17 protein-coding genes are annotated in these 25322 nt (G+C 58.6%); 9 read left to right on the top strand and 8 right to left on the bottom strand.

Features of this window, described 5'->3' with window-relative positions:
• Positions 1–19: 19 nt before the first annotated feature.
• Entirely contained in the window at positions 20–1465 is a 1446-nt protein-coding gene (locus ACOBR2_RS09365; protein ID WP_420239753.1) for a glutamate synthase subunit beta, read from the top strand.
• A gap of 165 nt (positions 1466–1630) precedes the next feature.
• On the top strand, positions 1631–1867 hold the full coding sequence (locus tag ACOBR2_RS09360; RefSeq protein ID WP_420239752.1) for a hypothetical protein: 237 nt from the start codon (positions 1631–1633) through the stop codon (positions 1865–1867).
• A gap of 58 nt (positions 1868–1925) precedes the next feature.
• On the opposite strand, the gene ACOBR2_RS09355 is transcribed toward ACOBR2_RS09360, so the two are convergent.
• Entirely contained in the window at positions 1926–3089 is a 1164-nt protein-coding gene (locus ACOBR2_RS09355; RefSeq protein ID WP_420239751.1) for a glycosyltransferase, read from the bottom strand.
• A 208-nt stretch (positions 3090–3297) separates the two neighbouring features.
• Between ACOBR2_RS09355 and ACOBR2_RS09350 the strand changes: the two genes are divergently transcribed.
• Positions 3298–6039: a glycosyl hydrolase gene (locus tag ACOBR2_RS09350; RefSeq protein WP_420239750.1), complete on the top strand. Its 2742-nt coding sequence runs from the start codon at positions 3298–3300 to the stop codon at positions 6037–6039.
• A 100-nt stretch (positions 6040–6139) separates the two neighbouring features.
• Here the strand turns inward: ACOBR2_RS09350 and ACOBR2_RS09345 are convergent, their stop codons facing one another.
• Positions 6140–6682, bottom strand: coding sequence for a hypothetical protein (locus tag ACOBR2_RS09345; protein ID WP_420239749.1), 543 nt, complete (start codon positions 6680–6682; stop codon positions 6140–6142).
• A 176-nt stretch (positions 6683–6858) separates the two neighbouring features.
• Between ACOBR2_RS09345 and ACOBR2_RS09340 the strand changes: the two genes are divergently transcribed.
• The 3 genes from ACOBR2_RS09340 (at position 6859) to ACOBR2_RS09330 (ending at position 11571) form a co-directional block, all read left to right on the top strand.
• Positions 6859–7878 carry a site-specific integrase gene (locus tag ACOBR2_RS09340; RefSeq protein ID WP_420239748.1) on the top strand — a complete coding sequence of 340 codons (1020 nt, stop codon included), beginning with the start codon at positions 6859–6861 and terminating at the stop codon, positions 7876–7878.
• Positions 7879–8566: 688 nt separating this feature from the next.
• Positions 8567–10072, top strand: coding sequence for a UxaA family hydrolase (locus tag ACOBR2_RS09335; RefSeq protein ID WP_420239747.1), 1506 nt, complete (start codon positions 8567–8569; stop codon positions 10070–10072).
• Positions 10069–11571: a tagaturonate reductase gene (locus tag ACOBR2_RS09330; protein WP_420239746.1), complete on the top strand. Its 1503-nt coding sequence runs from the start codon at positions 10069–10071 to the stop codon at positions 11569–11571. The genes ACOBR2_RS09335 and ACOBR2_RS09330 overlap by 4 nt, the downstream gene beginning before the upstream one ends.
• Before the next feature lie 189 nt (positions 11572–11760).
• Here ACOBR2_RS09330 and ACOBR2_RS09325 read toward each other — a convergent pair whose 3' ends face one another.
• From ACOBR2_RS09325 to ACOBR2_RS09315, 3 genes are all read right to left on the bottom strand, one after another.
• On the bottom strand, positions 11761–12903 hold the full coding sequence (locus tag ACOBR2_RS09325; RefSeq protein ID WP_420239745.1) for an acyltransferase family protein: 1143 nt from the start codon (positions 12901–12903) through the stop codon (positions 11761–11763).
• A gap of 237 nt (positions 12904–13140) precedes the next feature.
• Positions 13141–13794 carry a bifunctional 4-hydroxy-2-oxoglutarate aldolase/2-dehydro-3-deoxy-phosphogluconate aldolase gene (locus ACOBR2_RS09320; RefSeq protein WP_420239744.1) on the bottom strand — a complete coding sequence of 218 codons (654 nt, stop codon included), beginning with the start codon at positions 13792–13794 and terminating at the stop codon, positions 13141–13143.
• 161 nt (positions 13795–13955) lie between these two features.
• Positions 13956–15002 (bottom strand): PfkB family carbohydrate kinase, encoded by a 1047-nt coding sequence (locus ACOBR2_RS09315; protein ID WP_420239743.1) that lies wholly within the window; start codon positions 15000–15002, stop codon positions 13956–13958.
• A 284-nt stretch (positions 15003–15286) separates the two neighbouring features.
• Between ACOBR2_RS09315 and ACOBR2_RS09310 the strand changes: the two genes are divergently transcribed.
• A complete protein-coding gene (locus ACOBR2_RS09310; protein WP_420239742.1) occupies positions 15287–17242 on the top strand; it encodes a beta-L-arabinofuranosidase domain-containing protein in 1956 nt (651 codons plus the stop codon).
• Positions 17243–17324: 82 nt separating this feature from the next.
• Here the strand turns inward: ACOBR2_RS09310 and ACOBR2_RS09305 are convergent, their stop codons facing one another.
• Positions 17325–19937 (bottom strand): TonB-dependent receptor, encoded by a 2613-nt coding sequence (locus ACOBR2_RS09305; protein WP_420239741.1) that lies wholly within the window; start codon positions 19935–19937, stop codon positions 17325–17327.
• 185 nt (positions 19938–20122) lie between these two features.
• A complete protein-coding gene (locus ACOBR2_RS09300) occupies positions 20123–21508 on the bottom strand; it encodes a nicotinate phosphoribosyltransferase (RefSeq protein WP_420239740.1) in 1386 nt (461 codons plus the stop codon).
• Between the two features lie 156 nt (positions 21509–21664).
• On the opposite strand from ACOBR2_RS09300, the gene ACOBR2_RS09295 reads away from it, so the two are divergent.
• Positions 21665–22021: an energy transducer TonB gene (locus ACOBR2_RS09295; RefSeq protein WP_420239739.1), complete on the top strand. Its 357-nt coding sequence runs from the start codon at positions 21665–21667 to the stop codon at positions 22019–22021.
• Between the two features lie 112 nt (positions 22022–22133).
• A complete protein-coding gene (locus ACOBR2_RS09290) occupies positions 22134–23588 on the top strand; it encodes a sulfatase-like hydrolase/transferase (RefSeq protein WP_420239738.1) in 1455 nt (484 codons plus the stop codon).
• Positions 23589–23964: 376 nt separating this feature from the next.
• On the opposite strand, the gene ACOBR2_RS09285 is transcribed toward ACOBR2_RS09290, so the two are convergent.
• Positions 23965–25290, bottom strand: a complete 1326-nt coding sequence (locus ACOBR2_RS09285) for a tetratricopeptide repeat protein (protein WP_420239737.1) — start codon at positions 25288–25290, stop codon at positions 23965–23967.
• Positions 25291–25322: the final 32 nt, after the last annotated feature.

Raw genomic sequence — 25322 nt, 5'->3', positions numbered from 1 at the left:
ATGTGTTGCGAGGTTCAGCATGGGTAAAGTCACTGGTTTTCTTGAAATTGATCGCCAACAACCCGACCGCCGCAAGGTCGAGGATCGTGTCAACGATTGGGCAGAAGTCTATCTGCCCTTTCCTGAAGAAAAGCAGCGCGCGCAGGGTGCGCGCTGCATGGACTGCGGAGTGCCTTTCTGTCACACCGGCTGTCCTCTCAACAACCTGATCCCCGACTGGAACGATCTGGTATACAACAACCGCTGGGAGACGGCCATCCGTCGTCTGCATGCCACCAACAACTTCCCGGAGTTCACCGGCCGCGTCTGCCCGGCTCCGTGCGAACAGGCTTGCGTGCTCGGCATCAATCAGCCGCCGGTCTCCATCAAACTCATCGAAAAATCCATCATTGAACATGCCTGGGAAAACGGCTGGATCAAGCCGGAGCCGCCCGAGCACTCCACCGGCAAGCGTGTGGCCGTGGTAGGCAGCGGACCTTCGGGTCTGGCCGCAGCCCAGCAACTGCGCCGCGCCGGCCACTCCGTCAGCGTCTTTGAAAAGGCCGACCGTGTTGGCGGTTTACTTCGTTACGGGATTCCCAATTTCAAGCTTGAAAAGGGTTACATTGATCGCCGCATCGCGCAGATGAAGGCGGAAGGCGTTATTTTTCTTACAGATTCCCATGTGGGCGGCAATGTACCGGTGGAAGCACTCACCGAACACTACGAGGCCATCCTGCTCTGCGGCGGCAGTGAGCAGCCCCGCGACCTGAAGATCCCGGGCCGCGCGCTCAAGGGCATTCACTTCGCCATGGAGTTCCTGCCCCAGGCCACGCATCGCGTGCTGGGGGACGTCATTGACCCTGCCGTGGAGATTCTGGCCACCGGCAAGAACGTGGTGGTCATCGGCGGTGGCGACACTGGAGCCGACTGCGTGGGCACCAGCCTGCGCCAGAAGGCCAAAAGTGTCACCCAGATCGAGATCATGCCCAAGCCTCCCGAGGAACGGGCAGACTCAACCCCCTGGCCGATGTGGCCCTACAAACTGCGTACCGAGACCTCGCACGAAGAGGGCGGCGTACGCGACTGGGCCATCAATAGCCTGGAGTTCGTGGACGACGGCAAGGGTAACATCAAGCAGATCAAGGCGATCCGCGTAGGTGCTCCGCCCAAGTTCGAGCCCGTTGCGAGCAGCGAGTTCACCCTCAACGCCGAACTGGTTCTGCTGGCCATGGGCTTCACCGGCCCGGTCCGCAACGGCATGCTGGAGCAATTCGGCGTGGCACTGGACCAGCGCGGCAACGTGAATGCCCCCAACGAGTACATGACCTCAGTGGACGGCATCTTTGCGGCAGGCGACATGCGTCGAGGCCAATCGCTGGTGGTCTGGGCCATCACGGAAGGCCGCAACGCCGCCGAGGCGGTTAACGCCTACCTGAACTCACAACAGGAAGCGGTTCCGGTGGCACAGAAGACCCGCTCGTAACAACAGACAAAGAAGCAGAAAAACGCCGGGAGAGAAGGATCTCTCCCGGCGTTTTTTCAGGTTGCTGAGCAACTCAGGCTTGGGTCCATCTGGAAGGCCAACTTTACAACTGCGGAAAAACTCATAGCGGAGGGAGGCAGGATACCCCCTGCAAAAAGAGGCAATATGTGCGAGGGCTTCACAGGCTGCGGAAAAACGGTTGAATCCTTGCAGGGGGCAGGAGAGAAACGTCCCTCAGGGGCTAAAGCCCTGTTGATTTTATTGCGTTTATTTGGCACGGCTGAAGCCGTGCGCTTTCAAAACCGAGCCCCAAGAGAGTTTTTCCGCAGCCTGTTCAGCCCCGGGAGTCTTTTTTCCAGCAGGCATCCAAAACAAGCAGGGCAAGATAAAGCCCGCGCCTAAAAGCGATATTCAACGCACCGGTTCTTCAAGGGCCTGAAGGCCCTTGCTCCCTCCGCGCTCAGCTACACCGCAACGCTTCCAGCCGTTCCCGCGCCATCCGCCCCACGGCCTCAAAGGAATACTCCTCCCGTAGACGCGCTCCGGCAGCCTCGGCTCGCTGGCAGGCCTGCCCATAATTCTCGTAAACGGCGCGCATTTGTTCCGCAGCATGCAGCACATCCGGCGCGGCCCACTTCAGATCAGGGGTGAACGGGAAGTTCGGCGGATCGTCTCCGCGATCAATCGGAACAAGCTCGTAGTTGACCAGATGGTGGCTCTCTGCGGAAAGATAGTCCATCGGCCCCGAGTAGCCAGTGGCCACCACCGGCATTCCCGCGCACGCCGCGTCAAAGAGTGGATAGCACCACCCCTCCCCCCGGTGCAGAGAGACGTAGCAGTTCGCCCGCTGCATCAACGCCTCCATCTGCGCCGACCGCCACTCCAGATCGACGATCCGCACCCGCTCGAAGGCCTGTGCGCCGCCACCCGGCAGATTCAGCTTCTCGATCTTGCGCCGGATCTGGGCCAGGGCTGCAGGTAGATGTACGAAAGCAAAGGAGGTTTTAAGCACCAATTTGACGCCCGGATCCTCGGGAAAAGCGCGCAGGAAGGCCTCAATCGTCCCGGCCAGATTCTTTCTCTCCTGCCAGGTGGCAACGCTCAGAAAGACAAAGTCCGAAGCTTCCAGCCCGCAATACTGGTGGATTTCTTCCTGATCCGTCTGCTCCCCCGACGGCACATTGATGGCGTGCGGCAGCCGGAAGACCGGCACATTCAACTGGCGGCGGAAGGCCTCGGCGTTGAAGGCAGAAGGAACCCAGACCTCACGCACCCGATTGAGCGAACGCACAAAATCTTCCGGCAGAGTCTCCGTCTCAAAGGTCGTCAGCGCGATGACCTCATTCATCGGTCGCTCGCCCACCAACAAATCGCAGGGTTCCGCGTGGCAGATGAAAAACTCCGGCTCGATCGCCTGGTGCAGGACCGTATCCACCAAAGTGTCGCTGATCGGCTGCAACATGCTCGGCAGGCGGTTTTGCAGCATTAACTCCATCCCCCCCTTGGCAAAGGCGTGCACATAAGCCCGCGCGGCCGTTCCGTAGCCCGTTGGCTCATAAAAATGCCCGCTTAGCAGAACGCGCGGCCCCGGTTGAATGACAGAAACTGTAGATTCTTTCCTCATGTTTTTTTGCTACAAGCCGCATCCAATCTGCTCAGTTTACATACTGAGGATAGACGTTTTTCCCTTTCAGAAGGCTCGAAAGCTCCTGGTTGTTTGCAGAACATCGTCTGAGAAGCGCTCTTTGAAGAGAAAAACCTCTCTCAGGGGCAGCCAAAGCTATGCCGGGCGGGATATTCTTTCTGGGAAACAATTTTCATGGAGGAATACCATGGTTCTCCCGCTCTCGGCCCGCACGCTTCGGCGCAGGCTCATCTTTGCCGTTTCCGCACCTGCTGTGCTTGCCGTTGCTCACCTGCTAATCGCCCAGTCGCCCGCCCCCGCGCCCGGAGGCCTGCAGGACGGTTTTGTCCATTCCTCACCTGACGCCCGGCCCATGATGCGCTGGTGGTGGTTCGGGTCGGCCGTGGTCAAGCCGGAGCTGAAACTGGAGCTGGAGACGATGCGCAAGGCTGGAATTGGCGGCGTGGAGATTCAGCCCGTCTATCCGATGGCGCTCGACGACAACGCCAAGGACATTCACAACCTGAAATACCTGTCGCCGGAATTCCTGGACGACGTGAAGTTTGCCAACGAGACGGCTCGCGGCCTCGGCATGCGGGTGGATATTACGCTCGGCAGCGGCTGGCCCTACGGCGGACCGGCTACCCCGCTGGCACTGGCCAGCAGCAAGCTGCGCGTGGTCTATCTTCCGCTTGCGGGCCCCGTTGCCGCGCCCAAGCTGAAAGAGGGCGAGAGCATTGTGGCCGCCTTTGCGGTGAGTGGGACGAAGGAGAAGTTCGATGCCGCCTCGGCAGTGCGCTTCAATCCTGCGGCGCTGGCTCCGGCGGGCGCGGGCGAGCGGACGGCGCTCTACTTTATTGCCAGCCACACTGGGCAAGAGGTCAAGCGGTCTTCCTATGGCGCGGAGGGTCCAGTGCTGGACCATATGTCGCGCGCGGCCATTGAGAACCATCTGCAGAAAGTGGCTACGCCGCTGCTGGCAGCCTTTGGCGACCATCCGCCAACGGCCACCTTCTCCGATTCGCTGGAAGTATACGGTGCCGACTGGACGCCCACCCTGCCGGAAGAGTTCCTCAAACGGCGCGGCTACGATCTGATTCCGCATTTGCCGGAAATGCTGGCCGGAGGAACGCCCCAGGCCAACGCCATCCGCCACGACTGGGGCGTAACGCTCAGCGATCTGGTGCGGGAAAACTATCTGCAGCCCGTTGCGGAGTTCGCGCAAGCGCATGGCTCCAAGTTTCGCTCGCAGACCTACGGCTTTCCGCCGGTGATGCTGGCCGACGAACTGACCGCCCCGCTGCCCGAGGGCGAAGGACCGCAGTGGCGCAGCTTCTCGTTTACGCGCTGGGCCAGCTCAGCCAACCATCTGGCGGGCAACAATATTACCTCAGCCGAAACGTGGACGTGGCTGCATTCGCCGGTCTTCCGCGCCACCCCGCTGGACATGAAGGTGGAAGCCGACCGCATGTTTGTGGAAGGCGTGAATCAGTTTGTGGGCCACGGCTGGCCGTACTCGCCCACCGGCGCAGGTGAACCGGGCTGGTCACTCTATGCGGCAGCGGTCTTCAACAGCCACAATCCGTGGTTTGCCGTCATGCCGGATGTGACCGCCTATCTGCAGCGGGTGAGCTGGTTGCTGCGCCAGGGAAAATCCGCCAACGACGTGGCCATTCTGCTGCCTGAGGACGACGCGCAGGCCAGCTTTGCGCCCGGCACCAGCCGCGGCCTAAGCATCAGCGACGACATGAAGGAGCGCATTGCGCCCGAGCTGATGGCTACCGTGCTCGACGCCGGCTACAACGTGGACTACATCGACGCCCGCATGATCGACAAGCTGGGCGCGGTTCCCTACCCCGTGCTGCTGATTCCTTCCACCGAGCGTATACCGCTGGCAACCTACCAGGCCATAGCCGCCTATGCTGCCAAGGGCGGCAAAGTAATTGCCGTGGGTACGCTGCCCTCGCTTGCGCCGGGATTGAAGGATCAGGGCGACTCGCCCGCAGTTGCGGCACTCAGCAACGCACTCTTTCAGGCCGTCGGACACAAGGGCGTACCCACCACGCTCGACGAATTGCGGAAGACTCTGCGTACGGCTCTGACGCCCGACCTGCTGGCCAGCGACGACGTGAAGGACCTGGGCTTTCTGCATCGCAAGCTGCAAACAAACGACGTCTACTTTGTGGTGAACAGCAGCAATCGCGTGCTGGACACGCAGGTCAGCTTCCGCACGGCGCGGCCGGTGGCCGAGGCGTGGAATCCTGACACAGCGGCGGTGCTGTTTACGGCAGCCAACCATGCGGGCAGCCAATACGCGCTGCATCTGGCCCCCTACGAATCCCGCGTTTTTGTCTTCAGCGACAGCAGCGCGGCCCAACCCACCGCACAGCCCAAGCTGCACGCCGAACGCCTGCTGGCCAACGTGAGCAACGGCTGGACGGTGCGCTTTGGCGATGACAAAACCGAGCTCAAGCTGGACAAACCGCAGTCGTGGACCGAGGTTGAGGGAAAGAAATTCTTTTCGGGCGAAGCGGCCTACACGAAGGCAATCGAAGTAAGCGCAGCCGACCTGCAGAGCGGGAAGATCCTGATTGACTTCGGGCAGGGCGTGGCGACAACCGATCCTCATGCTACAAACGGCGTGCGCGCGCTGTTCGATCCTCCCTTGCGGGAAGCAGCGATTGTTACGGTGAACGGCCAGCGTGTGGGCTCACTCTGGCATGCACCCTACCGGCTGGACGTAACCAAGCAGCTGAAGGCCGGCACAAACACGGTGGAGGTACGGGTCTATAACACCGCCATCAATGAGCTGGCCGGACAAAAGCCCCGCGACTTCGCTCCACTCTACGCCAAATTCGGCAAACGCTTCGTGATGCAGGATATCGAGAATCTGCAGCCGGTGCCGTCGGGAATGACGGGCGATGTGAAGCTGATCGCGGAAGAACGGTAGAGCTGTTCTCCTCTACACGTAGTAGATAACTCGGGTTGTTCAAGGGGTCGTTTTCCTAGGGAAAACGGCCCCTTACTCTTGTGCCGCACTCTTCTCCGGTCTATCTCCCTCGGCCAAAGAGCCTTTGTAATTCATCATCCTCGACCGCAGGAGGATGGGGGACAGGATCGAGCATCACCTGCACGGTATAAAGATCGTTTTGCATAGCTTGGGCCAGCATATATAAGGACTCGATAATAGCTTCCGCGTCTTCCCCCTCGATTGTCAGCCTGCCCGGCTCCAGCCGGATTGTCTCCGGTAGATCGTCGACCATGATGGAGCGCATCTCCGCAGGCAGGGAGAAGGTCAGTCGCCTGGGCTTGGGCACCGGACCGGAATTCAGCTTGCTCTGCTGCACAGAGAGGGAAAGATCCTCGGCCCCGATGGCGCGTTCGAGAAACTGCAGCAGGACAACACGGTCCACCAGATGGGTTCCACCAATATTCTGAATGCCGCCGATGGCCTTCATCAGGGATTGTGCCGAGGCGCGTTTGACCAGAAAGAGATTTTCAAGGTCGCGCCGGTTCCATGTCTGGACTTTGGAACGTCTTACGCGGTCGCGAATCTCGTGCATACGGTTGGACCAGGAGATGGGCTTGGGCATGGAAACCTCTCAGAAGCAGGGAAAAGTAGCTTTTTCAATGGTAGGGGATAAATGGCCGAAGTGCCAATTATTATTAAAAGCATCAAACATCCGAGAATATACAGTTATCGGATGTTACTGTGATATCCTCCTCGCAAGGCGCATTTTCCATGTCCACGAACTCCCAAGATTCATTTTTGAATTTGTCGCAAACCAGCTCCTCCACCGAGCCTCTAACTTCCCTGCGCCCCGGCGATTCGCTCTTCGAAACAGCCCAAGCTGCCAGCCAATATATCCGTGCTGCCCGGGCCAATTCGACCCGACGCGCCTACGAGTCCGACTGGCATGACTTCCTGCTCTGGTGCAATGAGCACCAGATTGAGCCTCTGCCGGCTACGGCCTCCAGCATCGCCCTGTATTTGACCAGCCTGGCGCAAAAGGGCAGAAAAGTGGCCACCATTGCCCGGCGGCTGACATCGATCAACATCGCGCATAAGCGGGTAGGCCTTGCCCCGCCTTCCCGCAATCAGCAATTGATCACGGAAACCATGCAGGGAATTCGCCGCACGCTAGGCGTACGGCAAAAGGTCAAGTTGCCGATCGATCTGGAACTGCTTAAACGGTCTTTGGCCAGCGCGGAGGGCGCTTTGGCCGCCAGCCGTGACCGGGCGGTGTTTCTGGTTGGCTTTGCCGGGGGCATGCGGCGTTCCGAGTTGGCGGCCATGAAGTTTGAGGACCTGACCTGGCACAAACGTGGAATCACAATATTTTTGCCGAATTCGAAGACGGACCAGGAAGGGCAAGGGCGGGAGGTAGAGCTGCCGCTCGGCAGCCAGGACGACAATGTGCCGCTGGCTGAGCGCACCTGTCCGGTGCGGGCTCTGGAGCAGTGGCTTAAGATCGCCAGCATTTCGAGTGGGCCTGTCTTCCGCCGTATCTCCCACGCCCAGACTGTAGGGAAAACCGGTCTTGATCCGCGCTCGATCGCCGAGATCGTCAAACGACTGCTGCGACGGACCGGCCTCAGCGAAAAAGAGGTTGCACGCTATGGTGCCCACTCGCTGCGAGCAGGCTTCGCCACGGAAGCATACAGCAGAGGAGCCTCGGAACTGGCGATCATGCGGCAGACCGGCCACAAATCCAGCGCCATGCTGAGGCGGTACATTCGTTCCGACAAGGCAGATCGCATGGCCGCAGCCAGTAAGCTGGGGCTTTAAACAGGCTAAAGAGGAAAACGCACACGGGCTTCAGTCCCGAGAGTTTTTTTGCCCAGCAGGCATCCAAAACAAGCAGGGCAAAATAAAGCCCGCGCCTAAAGGCGATATTCAACGCATCGGTTCTTCAAGGGCCTGAAGGCCCTTGCTCCCTCCATAAAGAGAAATCCACTCGGAGGCGAGTTTCTCCGCAGCCTGTTTAAAGCGGTTCTCCAATTGCTGTACACCGAAGCCTCTGCAACTGAGTGGCTAAACAATATATATGTAGTCAAGAAGTTCGACATCCAGCAGTGAGTCTCAGGATGTGAGAGGCCAGTGGTCGCACCACGCTCGATGCCCGGGATTTTCCTCTTTCCGGATCCACTGCAGGAGCTAGCGTGACGAAGGGCACAGGGCAAATTCTGGATCTATGAAATTCTGTGAGAGAACTGCTACAGCAGTAGACAAATGTGCCGCTGTATAATCAACCTGTCAGCCTGTGCGGTCGTAAGATCTTCGCTCTGCAAGCAAAAGAGTGAAACCGCCAAGAGTCTGTCCGAATGTGAATTTTGGGAAGGGTGTGTTCCAAAAGAGGTCTGACCTCTTTGGAAGCAACACAAATTTTCCAATTTGGACAGTGCTTTGGCTGGAAAGTACGGTTGTACGACTGCAGATTGCTAGACTGCAGAACTTTCTCACCTGTGAGACGACATTGCCAGCTGTTCTACAAATCCATCCCTCCGATAATGTGCTGGTTGCCCTGCAACCGGTAGCCAAGGGACAGACTCTGGAAGGTGGCCTGGTGGCCGCCGCCGACGTCCCCTTCGGGCATAAGATTGCACTCAAGCCGATCAAGGCTGGAGAGCGGATCATCAAGTACGGCTACTCGCTGGGCGTGGCCAAGCAGGACATTGCGCCGGGCGAGTGGGTGCATTCGCACAACCTGGCCAGCGCCCTGGCTGCCGAGCTCAAGCGTGGCGGCTACAAGGCTGCTGCGGCCCCCACGGCCAACGCCAGCAAGGAAGCCGGTCGCACGTTTGAAGGATTCCGCCGTCCCGATGGTTCGGTAGGCATCCGCAACGAAGTGTGGATCATCAACACGGTTGGCTGCGTGAACAACACGGCCGCCCGCATTGCTGAAGCTGCCCGCAAGCGCATTGAGGGCAAGTTCCCCACCGTGGACGGCGTCTACACGCTGAGCCATCCCTTTGGCTGCTCGCAGTTGGGCGATGATCTGATCTACACGCAGAAGATTCTGGCTGCGCTGGTCCGCCATCCCAATGCCGGTGCGGTACTGATTCTTGGTCTGGGTTGTGAAAACAACCAGATGAAGCAGTTCCTCCAGGTTGTTGGACCGCAGACCGAAGGCCGCGTCCGCTACTTCAACGCTCAGGAAGTGGACGACGAAACGGAATTCGGCGCGCAGGCGATTGTTGAGCTGGCCGAGTACGCCAGCAAGTTCAAGCGCGAGTCGGTTGCGGTCAGCGAGCTGATTGTGGGCATGAAGTGCGGCGGCTCCGATGGTCTTTCGGGCATCACGGCCAACCCCCTTGTAGGGCGCATTGCCGACAAGATGGCGGCTGCCGGCGGCACGGCGATTCTGACCGAAGTGCCGGAGATGTTCGGCGCCGAGGATGTGCTGCTGCGTCGCGCCTGCTCCTCCGAGGTGTACGACAACACCATCGATCTGGTCAACGACTTCCGCGAGTACTTCCGCAAGCACAATGAGCCGATTGACGAGAATCCCTCGCCCGGCAACAAGGATGGCGGCATCACCACGCTGGCCGAAAAATCCTTGGGTTGCGTGCAGAAGGGCGGCACGGCTCCGGTAGCGCAGGTGCTCAAGTACGGTGAGCGCGCGCAGCCCAAGCTGGGCGGCATTGCTCTGCTCAACGGTCCGGGCAACGACGGTGTGTCGGGCACGGCGCTGAGTGGCGCGGGCGCGCACATGGTGCTGTTCACCACGGGCCGTGGCAACCCCATGGGCTTCCCTGCCCCGACGGTGAAGATTGCTACTAACTCGCCGCTGGCCGAGCACAAGAAGAACTGGATCGACTTTAGCGCCGGCCCAGTGGCTGACGGAACGGCTACGCTGGACGAACTGGCCGACAAACTTTTTGATCAGCTGATTGACATTGCCTCGGGCCGCACTCAGACCCGCAGCGAACTCAACGGCTACCGCGAAATTTCTATCTGGAAGGACGGTGTAACACTGTGACAGCTCATTCGACTTCATTGCCGCATCTGAATGCTGAGATTGCCAACAAAAAGACGGAATTGCCTGAGCGCGTACTGCAATTCGGCGAGGGTGGTTTTCTGCGTGGTTTTGTGGATTGGATGATCCACGGTATGAACCGCAAGGGTCTGTTCAACGGCCGTGTGGTCGTGGCCCAGCCGATTGAGCGCGGTCTGGTGGACGTGCTGAACAAGCAGAACGGTGTCTACACGATGCTGATGCGCGGCATTGAAAATGGCAAGGTGGTCGAGAACACCGAGCTGATCCGTTCGATCAGCCGTGGCATCAACCCCTACACCGACTTCAATGACTTCCTGCAGACCATGCACAACCCCGAGCTGCGCTTTGTCGTCTCCAACACGACCGAAGCCGGCATCGTTTACCGTGCCGAAGACAAGCAGGAAGACAAGCCTCAGGTTTCGTTCCCCGGCAAGCTGACCCGCCTGCTGCTGGAGCGCTACAAGACCTTCAATGGCGATGCCGCCAAGGGTCTGGTGATGATCCCCTGCGAGCTGATCGACCGCAACGGCGACAAGCTGAAGAAGGCCGTGCTGAAGACCGCCGAGAACTGGAAGCTGGATGCCAAGTTCGTCGAGTGGGTAGAGAAGCACAACATCTTCACCAACACGCTGGTTGACCGCATTGTTACCGGCTATCCCAAGGCGGAAGCCGAGGGTCTGTGGCAGAAGGCCGGCTACGAAGACACCCTCTACAACACCAGCGAACAGTTCCATTTCTGGGTGATCGAAGGCCCCGAAGATCTGGGCAAGGAACTGCCGCTGATCGATGCGGGCTTCAACGTTGTGTTCACCAAGGACATGACGCCGTATCGCGAGCGCAAGGTCCGCATTCTGAACGGCGCGCACACTGGTATGTCGCTCGCTGCATACCTTGCCGGCAAGAACCTGGTGGGCGACTGCATGAAGGATGAGCTGATCCACAGCCACATCCAGAAGATGGTCAGCGAAGAGATCATCCCCGTGCTGACGCTGCCCAAGGCTGAGCTGGACATGTTCGCCGCCGCAGTTCTGGAGCGCTTTGCCAACCCGTTCATCGCGCATGAGCTGCTGAGCATCTCGCTGAACTCGGTTTCGAAGTACGCCACCCGTAATCTGCCCACGCTGGAGAAGTACGTGAGCGTGAAGAACGAAGTGCCCAAGCGTCTGGCCTTCGGTCTCTCGGCCCTGATCGCCTTCTACCGTGGTTCGGAGATCAAGAACGGCGCCCTCATCGGCAGCCGCGACGGCGTCGAGTACCCGATCAAGGACAACGAGGACATCCTGCAGGAATTCGTGGCCATCTGGAAGAAGTACGATGGCACCGAAGCTGGAGCCACTGCCGTAGCCGACGCCGTTCTGGCCAAGGAAGCCTGGTGGGGCGGCAAGGATCTGCGCACCGTTCCGGGTCTGGCCAAGGTCGTCAGCGCACAGCTGAACACGATCCTGACCAAGGGCGCGCAGGCTGCCTTCGCAACTCTGTAGTTGCAACACCTATCGTTCCGAACCAAGCCCCGGGATTTTCCCGGGGCTTGGTTATTTGCGCGGCGTTCTTATTTTTCTGTGGTTCTTCGGATAGGCAACGATACTGAATTAGAACGTATCTCAGGCTGTCATTCCGCGAATAACGAACGAAAACGATGTGCATTTCTTTCGTTCATTTTCTGAATCGCTTCAGGAGCTCACAAGGACTGGTTTCTTGCTGGTGAATTCGAGTCGTCCGGGCACAACAGAGGGCGCCAGTTTATGGCCAAGCCGGATCATAGGCTTTTCAACCAAGTAATAGCTTGCGATTGCTGCAGAAAAAGCAAAAAGAAAATTGATGGGCCAGACCTGAAAGATTCCAAGCGGATGTTGACTGGTAATGTGTCCCACACAAAAGAGCGTCTGCCAAAGATAAAGACTGTAAGAGACCTTTCCGACAAAACGCAGTGGCGGACTTTCCAGTAAAAGCCCAGACAAACTCCCCGTGTTGCGCATGCTGCCAAAGATAACGAACGGCAGACAAATCGGAATCAGGGTACTGTACACACGAACGGAAAGAAAAGTCAGGACCAAGAAGCAGATCAATAACATCACCGGCCAGAATCGGAGAAGAAAGCGAAGGATCTTACCCTCGTTTCCAGAGTAAAGAATGATGGCAAGTAAGGCTGCAAACAGCAGCGAATCCAGTCGAACATCCGTATGAAAACGAATTGTGTCCCAGGAGCGCGATTGAAGCTGGATCAGGCGATTGCCCAGAACCATGAAGGCCGTTGCGCCCAGAATGCCGATACGCCAGCTTTTTCTGCGGACAAAGATCATAAAGCCCGGAAGCAGAAAGTAGAAATGCTCTTCAACTGCCAAGGACCAGAAGTGGCCTGTGTACGTGATGCCGGATGCGGGCAAAGAACCGACCAGATGAGAGTAATTCCGATAGAAGAGAAGGCATCCCAGCCATTCCCCCCGAGATACAGCAACAAGATGAAACAGGCTTAAAAGAAAGAGTGTAAACAGATAAAGAAAGGAAGCTGGCAGAATACGAAAGGCGCGGCGAAGATAGAACGTGCGTGCGGAAATGCTTCCATTGCGGTGTTCTTCGTGCAATAGCCTTGTGCAGATCAGAATGCCGCTGATAGCGAAAAATATATCCACGCCGTAATGGCCGTTTTGATAGAGCCAAGCGGTGCTGAGCGGACCAAAATGAATGACAGCGTTGTGGGTGAACATTACGCAAAGGATTGCCAGAGCTCTCCATCCATCCAGAGTGGGCATATAGGAGGAAGTCGTCGATCCTGAGGCGGCAGTGTTTTTTATCTTGAGGGAAGCATAATTCATATCAATAAATCCTATAAATAGAGATCTGAGCGTAACTCTACCATGGACTAGAGCATTTTCGGAATACACACAGACTTTTTAAGGGGCTTGCAAGGCGCATTTTTCTTGAGGAAAAAGGCGCTTAGCACCCAGCTTTCGGTCTACAGCAATTCCGAAAATGCTATAAAGCAGGAGGCACAAAAATATCGGGCGACGCATCTGCGTCGCCCGATATTCGTTCTTACCAGCAAAGAAAAACTACTTCTTGGCTGCGCGGTACTCTTCGAAGACCTTCAGATAGGCCTTGGCCTGCTCGGTGATGATCTCCGGCTTGCCGTCTTCGATGGCCTTCAGGTTGACCAGATCCGAGCCTACGCCGAGGGCGCGCGCACCGGCATCCAGGAAGCTCTTGGCCGTCGAGACGCTCACGCCACCGGTCGGGATCAGCTGCATGTAGGGGAACGGAGCCAGCAGGGCCTTCAGGTAGCTTGCGCCGCCCATGGCCGAGCAAGGGAAGATCTTGACGAAGTCAGCGCCGGCCTTCCAGGCGGTGTGGACTTCGGTCGGGGTGAGTGCGCCGGGGCAGCTGAGCTTGCCGCTGCCCTTGGTGGCCGCGATCACTTCCAGATTGAGGCAGGGGCTGATGACGAACTCAGCGCCGGCATCGATGGTGGCCTGGGCCTGAGCGGCCGAGGTCACGGTGCCCGAACCGAGCAGCAGATCGTTGCCGTACTCGGCCTTGAGGGCCTTCAGCAGGTCGATGGCACCGGGAACGGTCATGGTGACTTCCACGGTGTTCACGCCGCCAGCAAGCATGGCCTTCACAACGGCCAGACCCTGTTCCTTGTTCTTGGCGCGCAGTACAGGAATCAGGCCAATACGCTCGATTGCTTCCTTGATTGTTTCTGCCATTTCAATGTCCTTTCGGGGATCGATGAAGCCGTCCCACAGGGGCTAAAGCCCCGCAACTTTGATGAGCGCCGTTGGCACGGCTGAAGCCGTGCCCTTTCAAAACTGGAACGAAGCGAGACGCTCAAAGACAAGAGCCCGGCCTGCGCCGGGCTCTCGGGTGTTTAGCGGTCGACGCGGGCCGTACCGGCCTTCATGACCTTCTTCACTTCATTGAGCGAAGCGGTGCTGGTGTCGCCGGGGGTGGACATGGCGAGAGCGCCGTGTGCCACGCCGTAGGCAATCGCATCCTGAGCGCTGGCGCCCGACAGGAAGCCATAGGCCAGGCCGGAGGCAAAGCTGTCGCCGCCGCCTACGCGATCCAGAATGTCGATGTCGCGCTGCGGAACGTGGACGATCTCGCCTTCGACCAGAGCGATTGCACCCCAGGCGTTGCGGCTGGCCGTGTGGGCCGTGCGCAGCGTGCTGGCAATCACCTTCAGGTTGGGGTAGAGCGAGGCAACCTCACGCAGCATCTCGGAGTAGCCCTCGATGGGCAGCTCGTTGAAGTCTTCGCTGACGCCCTTGATCTTCACACCGAGCATGACCGAGAAATCTTCCTCGTTGCCCAGCAGAACATCAACCTTCTTGACGATCTCGCGATTGACTTCCTGCGCCTTGGCTTCGCCGCCAATGGACTTCCACAACGAAGGACGATAGTTGAGGTCATAGCTGACCGGCGTACCGTACTTGTTGGCGGCGTCCATGGCATCGGCAGCCACTTCAGCAGTCGAGGCCGACAGGGCGGCAAAGATGCCACCGGTGTGGAACCAGCGAGCGCCATTCTCGGGTCCAAAAATCGAATCCCAATCGAAGTCGCCCTTCTTAATCTGGCTGACGGCCGTGTTGCCACGATCCGAGCAGCCGACGGCAGCGCGCACGCCATAGCCGCGTTCGGTAAAGTTCATACCGTTGCGGACGGTGCGGCCAATGCCGTCGTAGGGAACCCACTTGATGAGCGAAGGATCGACGCCACCCTGGAGGATGAAGTCCTCAACCAGGCGGCCAATCGGGTTGTCGGCAAGCGCGGTCGCAATGGCGGCCTTCATGCCGAAGCAGCGCCGCAAACCGCGGGCTACGTTGTATTCGCCGCCGCCTTCCCACGCCTGAAAGGTGCGGGTTGTGTGGATACGGCCCTCGCCGGGATCGAGCCGGAGCATAACTTCGCCCAAGCTAAGACAGTCCCAACGGCGTTGTGTGTCAGGGATCAAGAGTTTTTCCATACCACCAATAATCTATCGTATTGAGGTCTGACCAGTCTGTGATCCAGATCATTCTACGAAATCTTTTTTATATACCGGTACATATTTGCCCTCTTGTTTTACATTGTGCACTTTGTTGTCGCAATCCTCATGTTTCATTCTGCTACAACAAATAAGCCTTTCTTTATGTGTATCTAATCCTTTACAAAATAGACTGCAGCCGAGACTCCTACAAGTTTCTCAAAGGAAAATGGATGGGCGATATTACGCGACGTGGATTCATGCAGTCCGCTTCAGCCGTGACCGCGGCTGGTCTGGGCACATCTTTACTGGGTATCCATGGATTCAACGCTCTGGCGCAGGATCCGGTGAGCAACACCGAGAGATCTGCCAACCACTCGGGATATGAAATTGTTCCCTGGAAAATTCGTCCCTTCCCCATGCGGCAGGTTCACCTGCTCGATGGTCCTCTGCGCCAAGCGCGGGAACGCAATCTGGTCTACCTGTACATGCTGCCCAATGACCGGCTGCTGCACAGCTTCCGTCTGACGGCCGGCAGGCACTCCTCGGCGCAGCCTCTGGGCGGCTGGGAGGCTCCGGACTGCGAGCTGCGCGGTCATTTTTCCGGGGGCCATTATCTTTCTGCCTGCGCTCTGGCCGTGGCTGCCACCGGCGATGAGCAGATCCGGCAGAAGGCCGATGCTCTGGTGGACGAACTGGCCAAATGTCAGCGCGAGGACGGCTATCTGGGCGCCTATCCTGCCAGCTACTACGACCGCCTGCGCAAGGGCGAACGCATCTGGGCACCGTTTTACACCTATCACAAGATCATGGCCGGCCTGCTGGACATGTATGTGCACTGCGGCAACCTGCAGGCGCTGTCCATGTGCGAGCGCATGGCGGACTGGGCCACCCGATGGATTGAACCGATTCCGCAGAAGGAGTGGGCGCGGATTCAGCTGGTGGAACACGGCGGCATGAACGAGGTCTGCTTCAACCTGTACGCCGTTACCGGCGAAAGGCGCTTCCGCAACCTCGGCTTCCGCTTTGAGCACCGGGCCTTTTTTGATCCGCTGGCCGCAGGCGTTGACCGTCTCTCTAGCCATCACGCCAACACCAACATCCCCAAGGTGATTGGCGCGGCCCGAGGCTACGAACTTTCGGGCGACAGACGCTACCACAGCATTGCCGAAAACTTCTGGCAGATGGTGGCCGAGCATCATGCCTACTGCACCGGCGGAACCGGCTCCACCGTGCCGCTGAGCAGTGATGACGGCGAGGGCTGGCACACCGCCAACAACCTGGCCAACCAGCTGGTGCCCGCCGCCGAAGAGTGTTGCTGCAGCTACAACATGATGAAGCTCAGCCGCCACCTTTTCGGCTGGACCAGCAACGCCCGCTACATGGACTACTACGAACGCCTGCTGTGGAATGTGCGCCTCGGTACGCAGGACCCGCACGGCATGCTGATGTACTACGTGCCCATGCAGCCGGGCAACTGGAAGACCTTCGGCACGGCCTACGACTCCTTCTGGTGCTGCACCGGTACCGGCGTCGAGGAGTATGCCAAGATCAGCGACACGCTCTACTTCCATGACGAGCACGGCATTTACGTCAATCAGTTTGCCGCCAGTGAGGTGGAGTGGCCGGAGCGCGGCCTGCGCCTGACCCAGCACACCCAGTTCCCCCACGAAGAATCGACCTCGCTGCATATACACGCGGTACACCCGGTGCGTATGGCCCTGCACATTCGTGCCCCCTACTGGTGCCCGGAGGTATCCATCCGGATCAACGGCCGGCCCGAGCCCGCCACGCCCCACAGCAACGGCTACATTGAGCTGGAGCGCGTCTGGCAGCAAGGCGACCGCATTGACGTATTGCTGCCCATGCGCTTCCATCCCGAGCGCCTGCCCGGCAACTCCAGCGTGCAGGCTATGATGTACGGCCCGTTGGTGCTGGCTGGGCTAATGGGACGAGACGGATTGACCACCGAGATGATCTACGGCCCCACGGCTCCGGCGCACACCGGCAAATTCTCTAGCGCCATACTGCCCCGTTTGCGCAACGTCAATGGAGCCTGGGTGGAAAAGACCCACGAGCCACTGCGCTTCCGCACCGCCGGACAGCTTTCTTCCATGGAGCTCAAGCCGCTCTATCAGGTGATGGACGAACGCTACACCGTCTACTGGCAGGTAAACGGCAAAGCCTAGTTCAACCGGTCAAGCAACAAAAAAAATCCCCCGCGCTGCTCATGGCAACGCGGGGGATTTTTTGTTGCTTGACCGGTATTGCTTACTGCTTGCTGTGCGGCTTGATGGCCAGCTGGAAGGTGAACATGATGCTGCGCCCGGGCAGCAGTTGCATCTGGTCAGCCACGCTGGGCGTATACGGCGTGGCATTGGCCGTTACCGCATAGTTGGGCGAAATGCCCACTGTGTTGTGGTAGTCGAAGAGGTTGTTCACGCTGATCTTGAACTTCGAATTATCGAAAAACGAGTTCTTGCGGATGGTGTAGTTGAAGAACAGGTTGTTGATCCAGAAGGGATCGTAGGTGACCGCCTGATGGTAGGAACCATCGTCATCGTAGCGGGTACCGATGCGCTTGTTGAACATGCCAACGTCAAAGCCGTGACGCTGGTAGGTCATGCCCAGGCTCTCGGTGTCGTGCGGCGCATTGGCTACCCAGACAGAGCTGGATGCACCGTAGAGCGTTTTGCCGTTTTCGATCAGTCCGTTGGTGGATTCATACTTGGCCTGCCCTAGAGTGCCATTGAAGGCGAAGCTCAGGCCATGGGTGATGGCAAGATTGCCTTCGCCTTCCAGACCCATCGTGTTGGAATCGGGAGTTTTGTAGTAATGGTAGTCGCCGTTGGTATCGGTATTGCCTTGGTACTGGTTCTGGAAGTGGATGTGGTAGACATCGGCATCCATGCTGAGGCGGTTGGCGTGCAGAACCGTGCCAGCTTCGGCGGTCATAGCCAGCGTGGGCTTGGGCAGTGTGCCCACCTGAGCGCCGGTCTGGTCAAAGACGCTGCTATAGGGAATGATGCTGCCACGGCCGTAATTTGCGTAGACAGACCAGATGCTGCTGATACGGTAGTTGGCCTGGAACGAAGGCAGAAACGAGTTGTAATCGGCATGATTGTAGACAAACGCATTGCCGCCCAGATTGCCCACCACACCGCCGCTGCAATTGGAACCGCAATCGGCGAACTGCTGCAGCGTCATGCGATAGAAAGCATCCTTCACGCCCGCAGTGATGGTCATGTGGGGAATAGCAACCAGCTGATACTCGATGTAGGGCTGAATGCTGTCGGTCCAGAACTTCTCATGGAACTTCAATTCATCATTGACCGTGGAATAGGTCTTGTCCGCCACCACTGAATCCAACCAGGTACGAGGATCGCTGTACTGCTGATAGCGGTTGGTGGTGGTCCACTCCGCCCACGAGCCAAAGCGCAGAGCACCGAAGGAGCTGGCCTTGCTGAAGGCGGCAATTTCGCCAATGCGGTTGTACTGGTTCATCTTGTCCACCGCGCTGGTGGCGCTCACCTTTTCGGTCTGGGCCGTCAGGCTCTGGCCGTCAGCAATGCCGGGCAGCGGAGTGGTGATCAGATCCTGATCTTGCTTCTTCTGGTAGTGCTGGTGGTTGGAGTAGGAGTAGGTGTAGGTCTTCAGGTTCATCGCCCAGCCCTTGTCGAACTGGCTGTTGAGGGTGACGATCTCAAAGTTCGTCGGCACGTGATAGTTGAAGTAGCGATAATACTGCGAGTTTGCCGTGCCGTCCGAATTGGTGACGGTGTTTTCCATCAGGTAGTTATCGCCATGATGGAAGAGCTGACGGCGGGTGGCGTCGCTGTTGGGCGTATTGGCGTCGGCAATCACCGATGTGCCCACAATCGCCAGGTCATTCTTCTCGTCAATGCGATAGATGAACTTGGCCGTGGCAGCGGTGCGCTGCTGATAGTTGTAGGTCTGATAGCCGTCGGAGTTGTTGTGGTGGCCTTCAAACCAGAAGTTGCCCTTGTTGTTCAGGAACAAACCGGAATTGAATTCGCCCAGTACCTGCGTTGTATTGAACGATCCGAAGGAAACGGCACCCTTGATCTCCATGGTATTGGCAGGCTTTGGCGAGAACATATGGATCGAACCGCCGTAGTTGGCCGGTCCCATATCTGATGCCAGACCCGGGCTGCGGTCAAAATCCACATAGCTGATGGCCGGTGCCGGAACGTAGGCCCAGGAGTGGTGCGAAGGGTCGTTGGCGTCTTCGAAGGGAACGCCATCCCAGGTCATGGTGTAATCATCGTCGGCAAATCCACGAAACCAGATCTTGGCCTGTCCATTGCCCACGCCGTTGACGCTATAGCTGACCGTTCCGGGAGCAGCCTGCGAAATGTCGGCAAAGTCGGTCACCGGCGAGGTGTAATCACGAATATATAGACTGCTGATTTCGGTGCGGGCGCTGCCCGCATCCAGCGGCGACTTGACCACCGCATCCTGCGTGGCGATCGATGCATTGTCCTCGCCTTCCACCACGACTTCTTCTGAAACCGAGGCCAGCGACAGCTTGATGTCGAGCATCTGCTCACCCGACGTCACACTCACGATACGCTCGTCCACCTTGAAGCCATTCGCCGTAATCTGCAGCGAGTAGCGGCCCGCAGGCAGATTCACAAAGGCGTAGTAGCCCTGATTGTCGGTCAGAGAACGTTTTTCCTGCTCGGTAGCCACGTTCGACAGTGTGACGGACGCGCCGGCCAGCGCCTTGCCGTGGCCATCGGTAATCGTGCCTTTCACTACGCCGTTCGCATCTTCCGCGCGTGCTCCGGCGCAAAGAACGATGAGGGCAAGACACACGCATAGTGTGATGGCGTTCCGCCATCCTCTCATGACTCGCTGCATTCTTCTGGTCTCCTTGAAATGGGGAAAAACTACAATTGATTCCTCGCACAAACTTAGAGGGATCTCATGAATGCAGCTTTACAAGAAGAAGAATGCAACGTTACAGCGTGAACTTATTCACGCTCCTGTAATAAAAATTGTTTCATTTTTGATCGCACATGTGTGCATTACGGACATAATTCCCCTCACGCTACCACCGGAAGGTCGGAAACGCCTGCTGTACCAAAGAGCTGACGATAGCGCTCGATCTCGCTCACCTCGCCCATGGCCTTTGAGTAGTTGTCGCTCAGCTTGACTGCCGGACGGCCCTCCACCTCGCTCAACTTGCACACCAGACTCACTGGATCAAAGCCCTCGTCGCCCCGCGGATTGCAGCCGCGAAAATCGTTGGTCAGCAGTGTGCCCCAACCGGCACTGAAGCGGATACGACGCTCCGGAAGCCAGCGGGAACCATCGGCAAAGTCGCTGGCTCGCTGGAACTCCTGAGGCCGCGCCCCATTCTGCAAACTTCCATTGAAATACGCATGCAGAGCCAGAATCTGATCCACATCGAGCGCGTCCGATGCAATCAGACGCTTGCCGCGTGGATCGACACCGCGCGCTTTCAGCCACGCAATATACTCATCGCCTGCCGCAAACGGGTTCTTGCTATCGATGCGCTGACCGGTCCAGTTGCTCACCCACGTCGGCGCACCTTCCAGGAACTGCGTCGTTCCAAACGTGTCGGGCAGCAGGATCAACAACTCGCCCTGATAGCTCTGTTGCCACAGCTCCAGCAGCTTGTACTGCGACTGGCGCAGCTCTGCGTCGCTATTGGCCATGGTGGCCAGCGCCATCGGCAGCTCATGCGCATTGGTGCCGATCGCTTCCAGATCGTGCTTGTAGGCCAGATACGTATTCGAAGTACCGCTGAATTGCGGGCCCAGAATATCGCGCATCGCGGTCACCACAAACTCCTGCCACAAAAAACTGTGCCTGCGCCGCGTGCCAAAGTCGCTCACGTTCAGGCACGGCACGCCACGCAGCCGTTCCATCTTCTCCCACAGCCGGGTCTTCGAGCGCGCGTACAAAATATCGAGTTCGAGCTCACTCAACTTCTTCAGACTGGCTCGCGTCTTCAGCTCGTCGATGATGGTGAGCGCATAGATCTCCCACAGCGTCGTCTCAGTCCACAAGCCGCTGAAGCGCAGATTGAACTGTCCGTCTTCAATCGTCAGCTCGTAGTCCGAAAGCCGGAAGTCCTTGTCAAGCCACTCCAGAAACGCGGGCTCAAACATGCCGCGCTTGCCATAGAAGGTATTGCCAGCCAGCCAGACCAGCTCTGACCTGTACAGGCGCAACTGGCGCACTGCCTCCAGCTGCTCCACCAGAGCCCTGCGGTCGATCATCTCCGCCAGCCGCACCGAGCGCATGCGGTTGTTCAGCGTAAACGAGGCTTGCGTCTTGGGAAAGTTCTTCCAGATGAACTGCAGCATCAGCAGCTTGTAGAAGTCGGTGTCGAGCAGCGAACGGGTGATGGGGTCCATCTCCCAGTTGTGATCGTGCGCGCGTCTGGCCAGATTAATAATCACGTTGCCTCCCATCGTAAAGGATCGAACGGCCCCTCTGGAAGGCTGGGCACTTGCCCCGGATTCACATTCCTGCAACTGAAGTTTCATGGCTAATTGATTGGAATCTTCTAACAAAGCGCCGATGAGGACTTTAAATCTCATTTTTTGGAGCACTCCATGCGCCTTTATATTGTTTCTTCTAGCTTTCGGTTGCTTGTTCGCCGTACAGCTTTGGTTCTGATAGCAGCGTGTCTTTTGTGTCAGGCCAATCTGGCGCATGCCAGCGGACGCAAGATTCTGGTGCGCGTCAAGCCGGTGTACCCGCCCATTGCCAAGCGCATGAAGGTCACGGGCAGCGTTCTGCTGACTGTCACCGTGGAGCCGAATGGCCATGTGAAGTCTGCCGATGCCGTGATGGGGGAACATGTATTGCTGGAAGCGGCCCGTAACGCCGTAGAAAAATGGAAGTTTGAACCCGCTGATAGCCAGACCTTCGAAGATGTGGAACTGCAGTTTCCCGCCGATGCGGAGTAAATCTACCTGCGCCGCGTACTCATCCCATCCATCTACGAATCTGGCCGTTCGCTTGGTGGATGGACCCTGATCGGCGACAATCGAAGGAATCAGTTTTCGGAGGTCCTTACCTTTGCCGGTCAACCGACGGAATTTTCTTCTTGCTTCGGCCGCAGCCGCAGCACAGGCCAGTGTGGCGGCTGCCGTACATGCGCAGCCTCAGGCAGAAAGCACGAAACCGCAGAAGCCGCGCCCACAGCCCAACATCGTCCTCTATCATTCCGACCAGTTTCGCTGGGATTTTTTGGGCGCAAACGGTCTGAACGGCAGCGCCCACACCCCCAATCTGGATCGTCTGGCTGCCGACGGCGTCAACTTCAACCACGCCGTCACCAATCAGCCGGTCTGCGGCCCTTCGCGCGCCGTCATGCTCACCGGCTGCTACGCGACCGAGGCCGGAGTGTGGCGCAACGGCCTGGCCCTGCGCAAGGATCTGCCTACGCTAGCCACTGAGCTGCGCAACTCCGGCTACAGCGCCAACTACATCGGCAAATGGCATCTGGCCATTGAGGCCAAGGCCGAGGGCGGCGGGCCGGGCCCCGTGGCCCGTGAAGATCGTGCCGGATTTCTCGATCATTGGGAAGTAGCCAACGCGCTTGAGCACACCTCGCACCCCTACGATGGAACCATCTGGGACGGCGACGGCAATCCGATCAGCTTCAAGGACCAGTACCGCGTTGACTTCCTCACGGATCGCGCCGACCTCTTCCTGCGCCAGAAGCACGACAAGCCCTTCCTGCTGGTGGTTTCGCAGCTTGAGCCGCATCAGCAGAACGATCTGGGCCGCATGGTCGGTCCCAAGGGCGCGGCCGAAGCCTACATCAACGCTCATGTGCCGGAAGATCTGCGTCCCCAGCCCGGCGACTGGCAAAAACAGCTGCCCGACTACTACGCCGCCTGCGCCAGCATCGACGCATCGGTAGGCCGCCTGCGCAAGACGATTGAAGAAGAAGGGCTGGCCGACAACACCATCTTCATCTTCATGAGCGACCACGGCTGCCACTTCATGACCCGCAATCCGGAGTACAAACGCAGCACGCACAACAGCTCATTGCGCATTCCGTTGCTGATGGCTGGGCCCGGCTTTGAAGCCGAGCGCGTGATTCAGCAACTGGTGGGCATTGTGGATCTGGCACCGACGCTGCTGGAGGCTGCCGGCGTCACGCCACCAGTCTCGATGAAGGGCAAGAGCTTCTTCCCGCTGGTTTCCGACGCCAAGGCCCGCGCCGCGTGGCCCGATCAGCAACTTGTACAGATCAGCGAGTCCATGACCGCGCGCGCCATTCGCACCCGCGACTGGACCTACTGCGTGGCTGAGCCGACTGGCACCACCAACAAACCCGCCAGCACCAGCTACACCGAGTACCAACTCTACGACCAGCGCAACGACCCGCATGAGCTCGTGAATCTTGCCGGACGCAAGGAGTACCGCGCAACCGCCAACCAGTTGCGAACAGAGCTGAAGAAGCTCATCACCGCCTCGGGCGAACCGGAAGCGGAGATTCTTCCCGCCAAGCTCTACCCGTAGGCAAGTTCCGTGGACTGCTGACGTTTACGGCGTCTATCTGATCGGCAATTTGTTTTTCACCCCAGGAGGGGTGAAGCGAAAATAGCCCCGGGTGGAAGCTGAGTCTGCCCCTGAGCGTAGTCGAAGGGGAAGACTCAGATGGAACCCGGGGTTTGCTGGCTCGGAAAGACGGAGCGCCCCGGAGGGGCGCTGTGAAACCTGGCAAAAAACCGCTTTGAGCTACCGCATCCCACCGCCCCTCCGGGGCGGATACCCTACCCGCAGCCTACCCAGGGTTACCCCTTCGACTTCGCTCAGGGTCCACCCTAGGCTACTTTCGCACTGCCCCTTGCGGGGCAGTCGGACCGTCCATGCAGCAAAGTGGCGGGAAGCGTTTTTACTTTTCCAGCAACTGCAGCCTCTGTTTGGCCTGCCACACCTGATTCGGGTACTTGTCGGCCGCAGCTTCCAGGAAGTGGTGATAGTAGGCCACGGCCTGAGGTTTCTGGTGCAATGAATCGTAGGCCGTGGCCCACAGGAAATAGGTCGATGCATTCTCCGGCATCACCTTTGAGCGCTCGGTCAGGGCATGCACCGTCTCGGCAGGCTTGCCGGTCTTCGATGCGGCAAAAGCCAGACCGCTCCAGCCATCGCCACTCGCCGCATCGATTTTGGTGGCCTTGTCAAAGACCACATACGCCTCTTGCAGCTTGCCCAGCCGCACCAGATTCTGCCCATGCGCCACCAGCAGCGCGGCGTCTTCCGGCGCAGCGGCCAACAAATGCATATAGAGCAGATCGCTGCCCGCAATGTCGCCTGCTTCGGCGCGAACTTCGGCCAGCATGCGCGTAATCGCCGCGTCTTCCCGGTGCGCCGTGTGGAGTTTTTCCAGCAGCGGCAGCGCCTCGGCCTTGTTTTCAGCGGCCAGTACGGCAGCCAGTTGCGCAGTCAGAGCCAAGTCGTCCGGCGTTTTTTCAAGCGCCGCACGCAGCAGAGTTTCAGCCTCTTCATACTGTTTGTTGGCAATCAGCAGATGTGCCAGCCCTGCCTTGGCAGCGACGTTTTCCGGCTCCCGCTGAAGCAACCGCTTGTAGGCGGCTTCGGCCTCATCCACCTGCCCCGCGGCCTCGGCAATGCCTGCCGCCAGCAGCGTATCTTCGGGGGTTTCGCTACTCAACTTAAGCGCCTCGATCAGCTCGCTGGAAGCCTGCTCCGGATCGTCCTCGCGGTCGATGCGCGCGAGTGCCCGCCAGGCCTTGGCCTTCAACGCCGGTCCGCCCACGCCAGGATCGAGCTTTGTGGCTTCCTGCAGCTCATCCTGGGCATCGTCCAACTCGCCCTTACGCGCCAGCAACAGGCCCAGCGACAGATGCGCCTCAAACGAGTCTGGATTGGCGGCCAGCGCCCGGCGGTAGTTCTGTTCCGCATCGTCCGTACGGTTCTGCGTATCGGCCACATAGCCCAAATCAAAGAGCGCCCGCGCATCGTCCGTGTGCTCAGCCACCCACGGAGTCAGTTTGCTCTCGGCGGTCTTCCAGTCGCCCTGCGCGATGGCTGCCTCGGCGGCCAGCACGGCCTCGGCGGGTGGAGCAGGTTCGGTAGCCTGCGACTGACCTTGCGCCTGCCCCTGCACTGCAGGCTGCTGCGGCAAACTTGACGACGACTCCTGCGCATATACCGCCGTCGCACCCAGGCACACGGCCAACAAACTCTTCCGAAGCACGAAACACCTCAACGTCTAGTGTAGCGTCTGGC

It is taken from the genome of Telmatobacter bradus (genome assembly GCF_048629425.1).
Classification (GTDB): Bacteria; Acidobacteriota; Terriglobia; order Terriglobales; family Acidobacteriaceae; genus Telmatobacter; species Telmatobacter bradus.
The sequence above is the reverse complement of the archived record's forward strand: the minus strand, read 5'-3'. Positions and strand labels throughout refer to the sequence as shown.

Excerpts from the sequence above, each read along its gene's own strand:
- ACOBR2_RS09295 (WP_420239739.1), top strand. The coding sequence starts at position 21,665 with ATGCGCCTTTATATTGTTTCTTCTAGCTTTCGGTTGCTTGTTCGCCGT.
- ACOBR2_RS09320 (WP_420239744.1), bottom strand. The coding sequence starts at position 13,794 with ATGGCAGAAACAATCAAGGAAGCAATCGAGCGTATTGGCCTGATTCCT.
- ACOBR2_RS09325 (WP_420239745.1), bottom strand. The coding sequence starts at position 12,903 with ATGAATTATGCTTCCCTCAAGATAAAAAACACTGCCGCCTCAGGATCG.
- ACOBR2_RS09360 (WP_420239752.1), top strand. The coding sequence starts at position 1,631 with ATGTGCGAGGGCTTCACAGGCTGCGGAAAAACGGTTGAATCCTTGCAG.
- ACOBR2_RS09365 (WP_420239753.1), top strand. The coding sequence starts at position 20 with ATGGGTAAAGTCACTGGTTTTCTTGAAATTGATCGCCAACAACCCGAC.
- ACOBR2_RS09355 (WP_420239751.1), bottom strand. The coding sequence starts at position 3,089 with ATGAGGAAAGAATCTACAGTTTCTGTCATTCAACCGGGGCCGCGCGTT.
- ACOBR2_RS09310 (WP_420239742.1), top strand. The coding sequence starts at position 15,287 with ATGGGCGATATTACGCGACGTGGATTCATGCAGTCCGCTTCAGCCGTG.
- ACOBR2_RS09305 (WP_420239741.1), bottom strand. The coding sequence starts at position 19,937 with ATGCAGCGAGTCATGAGAGGATGGCGGAACGCCATCACACTATGCGTG.
- ACOBR2_RS09345 (WP_420239749.1), bottom strand. The coding sequence starts at position 6,682 with ATGCCCAAGCCCATCTCCTGGTCCAACCGTATGCACGAGATTCGCGAC.
- ACOBR2_RS09350 (WP_420239750.1), top strand. The coding sequence starts at position 3,298 with ATGGTTCTCCCGCTCTCGGCCCGCACGCTTCGGCGCAGGCTCATCTTT.